We start from the raw sequence: 12,878 nt of genomic DNA, 5'->3' as shown, positions 1-12,878 counted from the left end.
CTCACTTTCTTAAAATACTAGAGTTTTAGTAACATATATGATATGGTGGTCTTAAGGGAAGCCATATTTTCAGAAGGGCAGGTGAGAAAAAAGTGTCCGACCTAACTAAAACGATAAAACTTCGCATCCATGGTTCTCCGGAACAAGAGATTCTGTTTCGCCAAATGACAGAGCATTATCGTCAGGCTTGTAATTTTGTGTCGCAATACATCTTCGGTAATCAGTTTAACTTGGCTTACCAAAGCCTCAATAAAGCACTATACAGCGACCTTCGTCTGTTGTTTGGCTTAAAGTCGCAACTTGCACAATCGTCCATCAAGACGGCTATAGCTCGTTATAAGACGGTCAAGCAGCAGTTATTCCAAAAACCATACAAATACAAGGACGAAGATGGAAGCTGGAAATACATCACGAAAACGCTCGAATGGCTTTGGAAGCCCATCTTCTTCAAACGCCTGCAAGCCGATTTGGTTCGTAACCGTGATTACAGCTTCGTGGATAACGGACAAAGCCTGTCTATCAACACCCTTGGCAAACGAACCCGGTGCACCTTTGAAAGCGAGCCATTTTTGGAATATCTGGACGGCTCATGGACTCTTGGCACGGCAAAGTTAGTTGAACTCAACGGCCTGTGGTATCTGCATATTCCCGTCACCAAAGCGGTTGAAGATTTCCAAAAAGAAAATGTCCGTCACGTTGTCGGGATTGACCGTGGCTTGCGATTTCTGACGGTCAGTTACGATGAAGAAGGTAAAACCGAATTTGTTTCCGGGCGAAAGATTGCAGCCAAACGACATAAGTTCCTCAAAGTCAGACAGCAGCTCCAATCCAAAGGCACAAAATCGGCAAAGCGCAGACTCAAAGCCCTTTCCGGACGAGAGAACCGTTGGATGTCCGATGTAAATCATCGGATTTCTAAGACACTCGTTACGAAATACGGCAAGGATACGCTGTTCGTGCTGGAAGATTTGACGGGTGTCAGCTTTGAAGAATCGAATCTCTCCCAAACTGCAAAGCAGAACTATGACCTGCGGAGCTGGACTTTCTATCAGCTTGAGCAATTTCTGACCTACAAGGCTCATGAAAATCGCTCGGAAGTATTGAAAGTATCGGCCAAATACACTTCTCAGCGTTGCCCGAAGTGCGCCACTATCTATAAGGAAAACCGTAAGCCTCACAAACATCTGTATAGCTGCCAGTGCGGATACCAATCCAACGATGACCGTATCGGAGCTATGAATATCCAGCTTCTTGGTACGATGTGGATTTCTGGAGACAATCACCCTCGTTACGAGAGAAAAACAACTGCCTCGGAGTACATCTCCTTGGCAAAACGGGCATCGTCAACTGCCCGATGATGTAGGCAGAATTAGGGTGATGTTGTTCTCAGCATCGCTACCACCTATGCTTCTCTGACTTACAAGCCCCCGCTTCTATAAGTGGGAGTCGTTGACAGTAATCATCGGTGATACCATGCAGGAATCGGCTCGGCTGATAGCTCTGCCGGGCATACCCTTGGTGCCAGCTCAGATACAGCCTCTTTTTTGCACGCGTCATGGCGACATAAAAGAGGCGTATTTCTTCTTGTATACTTCCCTTTTGTCGGGACCAATAGGTCGGGAAGACATGGTCTTCTAAACTGGCCATAAAGACGTAGTCGAATTCAAGGCCTTTGGCTTGGTGAATGGTGATGATCGGTATTTTCGGGTCTTTGGACAGCATGCTGTCGAGTTCGCTGTTGGAAAGGGCCGTCATCTTGAGAAATTCGGTCAGGGCGTCGCGCGGATTCTGGCCGGGATCGTCTGTTTCTTTGGCGATGCGGTAGAGCTTGCGGATGTTTTCCAGCCGGTCGATGTGATTGGCTGCATCGGAGGTATCGCGATGTGTTTGATACCAGGCTTTGACGCCGCTGTCGTTCATGACGGACGTAATGACTTCGGTGGGCCGGGCCTTATAGGACAAGCGCCGCAAGGCGTCCATTTCTTGGCTGAAGGGGGCAAAGAGGGGGAGATAGATGGCCATCGCGGCTCGTCGTGCCCCTTCCGTCGGGCGGATCTTCTCGTTTATGGCATAGACCAGGAGCCCGGCTGTGGCCAGAATGTCGTCAAAGGCGTCGTGCGTCGGTTTATGGCCAATGGGAAAGTGGTGGCTCAAGGTGTCTAATTTATGGTTGATCAAGTTCGGATAAAAACGGCGGTAGATGTCAAGGGTATCGTAATAGGGAAAGTCTGCCCTTTCGGAAATGCCCAGGCGCTGGAGTTCGCTGTGGAGGATGGACAAGTCATAGGTGACGTTGTGGCCGACGATGACGGCGTCTTTGGCAAAGGCCAAGAACTTTGTCAGGGCTTCTTGCGGCGGAATTCCTTCAGCGGCCAGTTTTTCGTCGCTGATGTGGTGGACGTAGTATGCCGTGCCGACGGAGCGGCCGGCCTTTACATAGGTGTTGAACTTATCCTTTACCTGCCCCTTGGCATCGAGGCGAATGGCGGCGATCTGGATGATTTCATCCTGCGTCGTGTCCGTACCCGTACTTTCGACGTCGAAGACGACCAGCCGTTCCTCGGCTAAGGCCGTCAGCAACAGCCCATAAGGGTCGCCCGCTTGGTGGGACAGGGAATCGATGAAATCGCTGAGCATGAGGCCGACCTTTCGATAGGAATCGCTTTCAATGGTCTCCAATGTACGCCGGCCGATGCGGGGGACGAAGCGTTGGACGATTCGCTTCAGGCTGAGGTTGTCGTGTTTATTGAGCGAGAGTCTAAGGTAGGCCAGGACGTCCTTACATTCCTGCCGTTTGAACAAGTGAAACTGGTCGATGCAGGTAACCGGCAGCTGCTGGTTTTGGGGGAGCTTTTGGTTGTGCGAGGTAATGCCCATCCAGATCAGCTTAGCCTGGCGGTTGTCGCGGACGAGAATGCAGGTCTTCAGTTGTTCTTCCGGTGGCAGGGCCTTGATTTCCCGGAAAATCCAGCGGGCTTCCTCCATCCAGGTGTCGGCTTTATGAAGGACGATGGGTTCGCCGCGTTCTTTTGACGCGGAGATGCCCGGCCGGGTATAGATTTTCTGGACGGTCGCCAGCCCCATGCCGCGGAATAAGAACGTCTGAGCGGCATCCAGCAGGAGTTGGGTAGATCGGTAATTTTGGATGAAGGTAATTTCCCGGGGATGATAACCGGCTCTAAATTCTTTCCAAATGTATTCGGGATAGGAGCCGCGCCATTCGTAAATGGTTTGGAAGTAGTCGCCGCAAAGGAGGATGTTGCGGCCCGGGAAGAGACGGCTGATGACGGTGTACTCGACTTCGCTCGTATCCTGCATTTCGTCGACCGAGATGAAGCGGAACTTTTCCCGCCAGCGGCGGCAGATGGCATCGTCTTGGAGAAATTCATAGGCACCGGTAATGAGGTCGGTAAAATCGATGGCGTGGTTTTCGGCAAGGGCGGCGTCGTACTCCCAGACAAGGTCTTCGCCGTAGTCCGCGAGCCACCCTTTGAGGTCATCCTGAATATTGGTAAAATCGCGCAGGCCGGGGAAGACTCGTTTCTTTTTTTCAAATTCGATGAAGGTCTGAAGTTCCTGTAATGCCGGACGCGGTGTCGTTTGTGTAAGCTCTATGGCGCCGATAATCTGTTTACAGTCTTCATCGTCATAAATCAGGAAATCGTTGTAGCGGTCGCTTTGCCGCTTGGTCTCTTCTTTGATGAGGCTGTAGCAAAAGCTGTGGATGGTCTTTACGGTGACGGCGAACCCTTCTTCCAGAACCGTTTCGATGATACGGTTCTTCAGTTCCTTGCAGGCCCGATTGGTAAAGGTCAGGCATAAGATTTCCGAACCTTCGGCTTTCTTTTTTTCTATGATATTGGCAACCCTCGCTGCCAGGACCCGGGTCTTGCCGGTCCCGGCCGGGGCATTGAGTAAAATGGACTCTGACAGCTCTTGTACGACTTGCTGCTGCTCGGCGTTTAAATTCATGGATATTCCTCCGTTCGATCGCGTCTTTGTTTTATTGTAACACAGTCCCCGATAGGGGGATACTGTCTTACCATTGAAAGGCGGTTTTTCATTGACAGGCAGGTGTGTTTTTGATAGAATCAAAGTGTGTTTGATAAATATTTTAATCAATAAGGAGACGCACTATGACAAAATGTTTATGGACAGGTTTTTATGCCGTTTGTAAACAGTCTCCGTGTATCTAACTGAAAGCCCAAAGGTGATTTCTGTCACTTTTGGGTTTTGTTATTCCTAAGGAGGGGTCTCTGATGAAGGTAGCTTTAATTATGGGAAGCGACTCTGATTTTCCCGTTATGAAAAAAGCAGTAGCTATTTTTAAAGAATTTGGGGTAGACTATGAAGTCTTATTGGCATCGGCCCATCGGACGCCGGCAGCGGTTCGTGAATTCGTCACGACAGCTGAAGAACGCGGTATCGGGGCTTTTGTCGTCGGCGCCGGTATGGCAGCTCATTTGCCCGGTGTCGTAGCCAGCTACACGACGCTGCCGGTCATCGGCGTTCCTTTGGAAAGCGGCAGTTTGCAGGGCATGGATGCCCTCTTGGCCATCGTTCAGATGCCGTCGGGGATTCCCGTTGCGACTGTCGCCATTAACGGCGCAAAGAATGCGGCCCTTTTGGCTGTTCAGATCGGCGCTGTCAGCGATGCCGAATTAGCGAAGAAGTACAAGGCTTATCGCGAAAACATGGCCAATGAAGTCATGGCTAAGAACCAGAAATTACAAGAAGACGTAAAAGCCCTGTAAGGGGATTGCGTCCTATTTTTCTCAATAACAGGAGGTTTAATTCATGTTTTACGATCCGATTTGGGATAAGCAGCATGAAGAATGTGGCGTCTTAGGGATTTTTGATAAACACCTTGATATTCCCCGCTACGTATATTGGGGGCTCTTTGCCCTGCAGCACCGCGGCCAGGAAAGCGGCGGCATTGCCTTGACTGACGGCCAGGATATCCATACCTACCGCGGCATGGGGCTCATCAGCACGGTCTTTGCCGACGGCGTACCGGAAGAAGAAGGGGGGCCTGTCGGTATCGGCCACGTCCGCTACTCGACGACCGGTTCCAATAACCCGCGCAATATCCAGCCCTTGGCGGTATATACACCGATGGGACAGTTGGCTCTGGCTCATAACGGCAACCTGACCAATACCCGGGCTCTCCGCGAAGAACTCGACCGCGGCGGCGCTGCTTTCCAGACGACTATGGATAGTGAAATCATCGTCAACCTCATCAGCCGCAGCCAGAAATCTACCATTGAAGAACGTATCATGGAAAGCATGAACCGCATTCAAGGTGCCTACTCTTTGGTTCTCATGACCAAAGACACCCTTTATGGCGTCCGTGACCCTTATGGTTTCCGTCCGTTGTGCATCGGCCGTACCGATGAAGGCGGTTGGGTCCTGGCTTCGGAAACGTGTGCCCTCGACGCCATTGGCGCTAAATTCGTCCGCGACGTCCATCCCGGCGAATTCGTTCAGATCAATGAAAACGGGGTCAAATCGACGATCTTCGCCAAGGCACCGCGCAAGCAGGTATGTTCTTTTGAATACATCTATTTTGCCCGTCCCGACAGCGTCATCGACGGTCAGGACGTCTATCAGGCCCGCCTGAACATGGGTCGTGAAATGTGGAATGAAACCCAGTACGATGCGGATATCGTCATCGCTGTCCCCGACAGCGGCAATACGGCAGCCATCGGCTACTCCCAGGCTTCGGGCATTCCTTTCAAACATGGTCTCATCAAGAACCGCTACATGGGCCGTACCTTTATTAAGCCGAATCAGAAACAGCGTGAATTAGCTGTCCGCATGAAACTCAACGTCGTTAAATCCGTCGTAAAGGGCAAGCGCATCGTCATGGTCGACGACTCCATCGTCCGCGGCACGACGAGCGGCATCATCTGTAAGCTCCTGCGGGAAGCCGGTGCCAAGGAAGTCTATATGTGCGTTTCGGCACCGCCTATCAAATATCCCTGCTTCTACGGCATCGATACGTCGGTCCGCAAGGAACTCATTGCGTCGACCTTCAGTCAGGAACAGATTCAAAAATACATCGGCGTCGACAAGCTGCACTTCATTTCCATCGACGGCCTGAACCGGGCGATTGAACACATTCCTCAGGAAGATATGTGCTTAGCTTGCTTCAATGATGATTATCCTACGGATACGCCGCAGACGAACGAGGAAGGAGAAAAATATGCTCTCGAACACAAATAAAGGTTTGACCTATGCCGATGCCGGTGTCGATATCGACGCAGGCAATAAAGCCGTCGAATTGATGAAAGATTCTGTAAAAGCTACGTACCGTCCCGAAGTCCTTGGGGACCTCGGCGGTTTTGGCGGCCTCTTTTCGCTGATGGACAGCGATATTAAAAAGCCAATCCTGGTCAGCGGTACCGATGGTGTCGGTACGAAACTGCGCCTGGCCATCCTGATGGACAAGCACGACACGGTCGGTCAGGACTGCGTGGCCATGTCCATCAATGACGTCCTCGTTCAAGGTGCGGAACCCTTGTTCTTCCTCGATTACATCGCCGTCGGCAAGCTCGATCCGGTTCAGGTTGCCTCCATTGTAAAAGGGGTCGCCAATGCCTGCAAAGAATCAGGCTGCGCTCTCCTCGGCGGTGAAACGGCAGAAATGGCCGGCTTCTATGCTAAAGACGACTACGATTTGGCCGGCTTTGGCGTCGGCATCGTCGACCGCGACAAAGTCATTACCGGCGAAACGATCAAGGCCGGCGACGTCCTCATCGGCTTGCCGTCGACGGGGGTTCATTCTAACGGTTTCTCCTTGGTCCGTAAGATCGTCTTTGAACGCCAGCAGATGAAACTCGACCAGTACGTCGATGAATTGGGCATGACCATCGGTGAATGCCTGCTCACGCCGACCCGCCTCTATCCGCGTCCGTGCCTGCCGATCATCAAAAACTTTACCGTCAAGGGCATGGTCCACATCACCGGCGGCGGCTTCTATGAAAATATTCCCCGCGTCCTGCCAAAAGGCGTCGGCGTCGATATCGACGTCACGTCGTGGCCGCAGTTGCCGATTTTCTCGCTCCTCCAGCAGTGGGGCGGCGTCGATGCCAAGGAAATGTATCGCACCTTTAACATGGGCATCGGTATGATCATGATCGTCGACGAGAAGGATGCCGACAGCATTCTTAAGAATTTGGCTGACCGCGATGAAAAAGCTTATGTCATCGGCAAGGTCACAGACTCGGACGTACCCGTTACCTTGCGGGGAGGCGTGTTCCATGACTAAGAAAAAGATGGTCATTTTTGCCTCAGGCCGCGGCTCCAATGCCATTGCTCTCCACGATGCCGTCGAAGCCGGTACCATCAAGGCTGATATCAAGGCCTTGGTCTGCGATATCCCCGGCGCACCGGTCATGGATCGGGCCCGCGAATGGGGGATACCGGTCATCTTAGCCGACCGCAAGGCCTTTGATTCGAAAGAAGCTTTTGAATCATATATCCTCGAAGCCATTGCTCCTTATGAAGCAGACCTTATCTGCCTGGCCGGCTTCATGCGTCTCTTGAGCAGCGACTTCATCGCTCATTATGAACACAAGATGCTCAATATCCATCCGGCTCTCTTGCCGTCCTTCCGCGGCCTCCACGCTCAGCGTCAGGCCATTGAAGCCGGGGTGAAGATTGCCGGCTGCACGGTTCACTTCGTCGTGCCTGATATGGATGCCGGCCCGATTATCCTACAGTCTTCCGTGCCGGTTTATGAAGATGATACGGAAGATACGCTGGCAGCTCGTATCCTTACTAAGGAACATCCGACTTACATTAAGGCAGCGGCACTCTTTTGTGACGACAAACTGACGGTTCGCGGTAATGTCGTCCTGGGAACTCAGGAATAGGAGGAAGGTTAGCATGAAGGTAAAACGCGCACTCATTAGTGTATCTGATAAAACGGGCGTCGTCGAATTGGGCAAGGCCTTGGCAGCTCTCGGCATTGAAATCATTTCGACGGGCGGTACCATGCGTACGTTAAAAGAAGCAGGTGTACCGGTCATTGCCGTTCAGGACGTAACGGGCTTTCCGGAAATGATGGACGGCCGCGTCAAGACCCTGAACCCGAAGATTCACGGAGCTATTTTGGCTGTCCGCGATAATCCGGAACACGTCAAAGCTATGAAGGATCACGACATTACGCCAATCGATTTGGTCGTCGTCAACCTCTATCCGTTCCAGCAGACCATTGCCAAACCGAATGTCACCTTGGCCGAAGCCATTGAAAACATCGACATCGGAGGTCCCTGCATGGTTCGTGCTTCGGCGAAGAATAACAAATATGTCGCTATCGTAACCAATCCCGACAAGTATAGTGAAATCATTTCCATCCTCCAAAAAGACGGTGCCTTTTCCGATGAATATCGCTTAGAATTGGCACAGGAAGCCTTTCATCATACGGCTGTCTACGATACGGCTATCGCAGCGTATCTCGCTGAACAGGTTGAGAAGGGAGCTGCAAAATAATGAAGGTAGCAGTCATCGGCGGCGGCGGCCGCGAACATACTCTGGCTTGGAAATTAGCTCAGAGCCCGAGTGTCGATGCCTTGTACGCCATTCCCGGCAGCGCCGCTATGGCGGATATCGCCAAATGCGTCGATATTTCCTTAGCTGACCTCGAAGGCATTGCCGATTATGCCGTTTCGGAAGGCATCGACATGCTCGTTGTCGGTCCGGAAGTACCCCTTACGGAAGGCTTGGCTGATGTGGCTCAGGCTAAAGGACTAGCTGTGTTCGGCCCCAATAAAGCAGCGGCTCAGATGGAAGGCTCCAAGGTCTTTGCCAAGAATCTCATGAAGAAATACCGGATTCCGACGGCAGCCTATGAATCCTTTACCGACGGCGATGCCGCCAAAGCCTATATTCATGAACAAGGCGCACCCATCGTCGTCAAGGCTGACGGTCTGGCTGCCGGCAAGGGCGTCGTCGTAGCCCAGACGGAAGAAGAAGCTATTGCAGCTGTCAATGCCATGATGGAAGACCACATTTTCGGCGCTTCCGGCGGCCGCATCGTCATCGAAGAATGCATGGTCGGGGAAGAAGCGAGCCTGCTTGCCTTCGTCGACGGAAAGACGATCGTGCCCATGATTTCGGCTCAGGACCACAAGCGTATCTTCGATAACGATGAAGGACCCAATACGGGCGGCATGGGGGCTTATGCACCGGCTCCGGTCTTTACGCCGGCTATTCAAAAAGTCGTAGAAGACACGATCTTACGGCCCGTCGTAGACGGCCTTAAGGCCGAAGGCATTACCTATCAGGGCTGCCTCTACGCCGGCCTCATGATTACGGCAGACGGTCCGAAAGTTGTCGAATTCAACTGCCGTTTCGGCGATCCGGAAACGCAGGCTGTCCTGCCGCTTCTTGACGGCGATTTGGCGCAGATCATGTATGCCTGCACGAAGGGTACCTTGTCGGCTGATATGGTTCACTGGAAAGATGCTTCGGCCTGCTGCGTCATCATGGCCTCTGCCGGGTACCCGGCTTCGTCTCATAAGGGCGATGTCATCAGCGGCCTCGACGGTATCGACAGCGACGATACGATGGTCTTCCATTCGGGAACGGCCAAACAGGATGGGGACTATGTGACCCATGGCGGCCGTGTTCTCGGTGTAACGGCGGTGGCACCGGATCTTAAAAGTGCCATTGAAAAGGCTTATGACAAAGTGGATAAAATCCACTTTGACGGCCAGCAAGTTCGCCGCGATATCGGTGCTAAAGGATTGAAACATTTGTCGTAATCGATTACGATTCACAAAGCCCCTTTATGGTAAAGGGGCTTTCTTTCTAACAGTCAAAAGGTTTGTATCAAAGCGACAGGAGGGGAACCGATGGTACAATTTATCACGCCTTATGAGGCGGCGCGATTGGTCCGTGATGACACGACCCTGGCTGTCAGCGGCCAAGCCGGATTCGGTACACCGGACGGGTTGTTCAAAGCTTTGCATGATCGATATGCCGAAGAGGGGCATCCGCGCAGTCTGACGTTAGTGAAAATTGCCGGGACGAGCGACGGTTGGGGACGCGGCGGTGATCGTCTGGCAGCCGACGGCCTTTTGGGGACGATCATTACCAGCCATTTCGGTGCGGAAAAGAAATTAGCCGACAAGGTGACAAAGAATAGCTGCCTGGCTTATACCGTACCGGCGGGAACCCTGTTGGACTTGTATAGAGCCTTGGCTGCCGGACGAAAAGGTGTTTGGACCGATATCGGACTCCATACCTTGGCCGACCCGCGCCTCGATGGCAGCAAGGCCAATGACAAGACGATGGCCGAAGGAAAGGATATCGTTCGCCTGGCTCATATCGAGGGAGAAGAGTACCTCTATTATCCTGCCTTTCCCCTCGATATTTGCTTCATTCGCGGCTCTTTAGCCGATGAAGACGGTAATATTTCCCTTGAGCGGGAAGCCATGATCGGCGAGCAGTTTGAAGTCGCCGCAGCGACGCGCCAGTCAAAGGGGATCGTCGTCGTACAGGTAGAAGATGTCGTACCTCGGGGACGCCTTGACTCGCGATTAGTGAAGATTCCTCATTTTCTCGTCGACTACATCGTCGTGCCCCGTCCGAAATATCACGTCCAAAGCTTTGCCGCCAGGGGCTATCGGCCCGAACTGAGCGGTGAAAAACGGGTGGTTATCCAATCTTTGCCGCCTCATCCCTTGGATAACCGAAAAATCTGTGCCCGCCGGGCGGCGATGGAACTGAAAAAGGGCGACGTCATGAATCTTGGTATCGGCATTCCCGAAATCATCGGTGCCGTCGCCGCCGAAGAAGGCTTCGGCCCCGGTCTGACGCTGGCGTCCGATTCGGGCATCATCGGCGGTATTCCCTTATCGGGCCTCGATATGGGGGCTGCCATCAATGCCGAAGCCGAATTAAAACAAGCCGACATGATCAATATCTGTCATGGCGGCGTCCTCGATATTTGTGCCTTGGGATTGGCTGAAGTCGATGCGGCGGGAAATGTCAATGTATCGAAATTCAACGGCCGCATTACCGGTCCCGGTGGCTTCATCGACCTTGCGCAGCACACGAAAAAGTTGATTCTCATGGGGACCTTTACGGCCGGTCACTTGCGGGAACACTGTGAAGACGGAAAATTAATCATCGACCATGAAGGAAAATATAAAAAATTCAAGAAGAGCGTCGAACAGATTACCTTTTCCGGGACCTATGCTGCCGCGCGGAATCAGGACGTCCTGGTCGTGACCGAACGGGCCGTGTTCCGCCTGACCGCCGATGGCCTGATGCTGACCGAAGTAGCGCCCGGCATCGATATCGAACGGGATATCATAGCCCAAATGGAATTCAGACCACTCATGGCAGCGGACTTAAAAACGATGGATGCTCGTATTTTTTATCCGTCTGCCATGGGAATTTAAAGGAGGATACTATGGAATATCGTATTGAAAGAGACTCGATGGGAGAGATTAAGGTCCCGGCAGACAAACTCTGGGGCGCTCAGACCCAGCGGAGCTTTGAAAACTTTAAAATCGGAACGGAAAAGATTCCTGCCGAAATGGTCACGGTCTTTGCCTATTTGAAAAAAGCAGCCGCCCTGACCAATAAGGAACTGGGCGTCGTCGATGCCGATAAGGCTGATGCCATTGCAATGGCCTGCGATGAAATCTTAGCAGGGAAACTCGACGGTAATTTCCCCCTGGCCGTTTGGATGACCGGAAGCGGGACCCAGTTCAACATGAACGTCAATGAAGTCGTAGCCCATCGGGCAGCGGCTATCCTTAAAGAGGCGGGCAAGGAACAGGGCGTCCACCCAAACGACGACGTCAATCATTCACAGAGCTCGAATGATACCTTCCCGACAGGCCTTCACATGGTCGGCGTCCTGCTCCTTGAACAGCAGCTGTTTCCGGCCATGGATGCCCTCTATCAGGCCTTGCATGATAAAGAAGAAACCTTTAAGGATATCGTAAAAATCGGCCGCACACACCTGCAGGATGCGACTCCCTTGACCCTGGGACAAGAATTCAGCGGCTGGGCCCGCATGATTGAACGCAATAAGGAAATGCTTCGCTGCGGCGTCGATTTTCTCCGCGATTTGGCTATGGGCGGCACGGCTGTCGGTACGGGCATTAACTGTCCGAAAGGCTATGACCGCCGCTTTGCGGAAATCGTCAGCGAATTGACGGGGACGACCTTTCATACGGCGCCGAATAAATTCCAATCCTTGACCAGTAAAGATGAATTAGTCGTCGTTCACGGCATGCTGAAGGGCCTTGCCTGCGACCTCATGAAAATCGCCAATGACATTCGCTGGCTGTCATCGGGACCGCGCTGCGGGATCGGCGAAATCCGCATTCCCGAAAACGAACCGGGCAGCTCCATCATGCCCAGCAAGGTCAACCCGACGCAGTGCGAAGCCGTGACCATGGTTGCCGTCCAGGTCATGGGCAACGATGCGACCATGGGTATCGCCGCCAGCCAGGGCAATTTTGAATTGAACGTCTTTATGCCGGTCATTGCCTACAACCTGATCCAGTCGATCCGCTTGTTGTCGGACAGTATGGAATCCCTGCGTAAACACTGCATCGTTGGCATTGAACCGAATGAAGAACGAATCGAGACTAACCTTTACAATTCTCTGATCCTGGTCACTGGCCTTGTACCCTTAGTCGGCTACGATAAGGCCTGCACCATTGCCAAAACGGCGGCGAAAGAAGGCTTGACCCTAAAAGAATCAGCCCTGAAACTGGGATGGGTTACGGCCGAAGACTTCGACAAAGCTATGGACCCGGCAAAACTGGCCGGTATCCGTTGACAGTCATTTTCTAATTTTATTACAGCATAAGAAATAATTTGTACTAAATTTCTCCAAAACCTTTTGC

At 52.3% G+C, this 12,878-nt stretch carries 10 protein-coding genes; 9 read left to right on the top strand and 1 reads right to left on the bottom strand.

All coding sequences use genetic code 11. The features are described 5' to 3' along the window. Positions 1 to 92: 92 nt before the first annotated feature. Entirely contained in the window at positions 93 to 1,358 is a 1,266-nt protein-coding gene (locus tag TX77_RS06895) for an RNA-guided endonuclease TnpB family protein (protein ID WP_044504037.1), read from the top strand. Between the two features lie 37 nt (positions 1,359 to 1,395). On the opposite strand, the gene TX77_RS06890 is transcribed toward TX77_RS06895, so the two are convergent. Then, complete coding sequence (locus TX77_RS06890) at positions 1,396 to 3,972, bottom strand: 3'-5' exonuclease (RefSeq protein WP_044504036.1); 2,577 nt, start codon at positions 3,970 to 3,972, stop codon at positions 1,396 to 1,398. Positions 3,973 to 4,259: 287 nt separating this feature from the next. On the opposite strand from TX77_RS06890, the gene purE reads away from it, so the two are divergent. The 8 genes from purE to fumC all read left to right on the top strand — a co-directional run bounded on the left by purE (position 4,260) and on the right by fumC (position 12,811). After that, entirely contained in the window at positions 4,260 to 4,754 is a 495-nt protein-coding gene (gene purE, locus TX77_RS06885) for a 5-(carboxyamino)imidazole ribonucleotide mutase (protein ID WP_044504035.1), read from the top strand. Positions 4,755 to 4,797: 43 nt separating this feature from the next. Further along, a complete protein-coding gene (gene purF, locus TX77_RS06880; protein ID WP_044504034.1) occupies positions 4,798 to 6,225 on the top strand; it encodes an amidophosphoribosyltransferase in 1,428 nt (475 codons plus the stop codon). Beyond that, positions 6,206 to 7,270: a phosphoribosylformylglycinamidine cyclo-ligase gene (purM, locus tag TX77_RS06875; protein ID WP_044504033.1), complete on the top strand. Its 1,065-nt coding sequence runs from the start codon at positions 6,206 to 6,208 to the stop codon at positions 7,268 to 7,270. Before purF ends, purM begins: the two co-directional genes overlap by 20 nt. Beyond that, the gene (gene purN / locus TX77_RS06870) at positions 7,263 to 7,877 is read left to right on the top strand and encodes a phosphoribosylglycinamide formyltransferase (RefSeq protein WP_044504032.1); all 615 of its coding nucleotides are present in this window, start codon (positions 7,263 to 7,265) and stop codon (positions 7,875 to 7,877) included. The genes purM and purN overlap by 8 nt, the downstream gene beginning before the upstream one ends. 13 nt (positions 7,878 to 7,890) lie before the next feature. Next, on the top strand, positions 7,891 to 8,496 hold the full coding sequence (locus TX77_RS06865) for a hypothetical protein (protein ID WP_049917316.1): 606 nt from the start codon (positions 7,891 to 7,893) through the stop codon (positions 8,494 to 8,496). Next, complete coding sequence (gene purD, locus TX77_RS06860; protein ID WP_044504031.1) at positions 8,496 to 9,770, top strand: phosphoribosylamine--glycine ligase; 1,275 nt, start codon at positions 8,496 to 8,498, stop codon at positions 9,768 to 9,770. Before TX77_RS06865 ends, purD begins: the two co-directional genes overlap by 1 nt. A 90-nt stretch (positions 9,771 to 9,860) precedes the next feature. Next, the gene (locus TX77_RS06855) at positions 9,861 to 11,414 is read left to right on the top strand and encodes an acyl CoA:acetate/3-ketoacid CoA transferase (protein ID WP_044504030.1); all 1,554 of its coding nucleotides are present in this window, start codon (positions 9,861 to 9,863) and stop codon (positions 11,412 to 11,414) included. Between the two features lie 11 nt (positions 11,415 to 11,425). After that, positions 11,426 to 12,811, top strand: coding sequence for a class II fumarate hydratase (gene fumC / locus TX77_RS06850; RefSeq protein WP_044504029.1), 1,386 nt, complete (start codon positions 11,426 to 11,428; stop codon positions 12,809 to 12,811). Positions 12,812 to 12,878 lie beyond the last annotated feature (67 nt).

This window comes from Megasphaera massiliensis (assembly GCF_000455225.1).
In the GTDB taxonomy this organism is placed as follows: Bacteria; Bacillota; Negativicutes; order Veillonellales; family Megasphaeraceae; genus Megasphaera; species Megasphaera massiliensis.
Note: the sequence above shows the minus strand (reverse complement) of the source record. Positions and strands in the feature narration are given on the sequence as shown.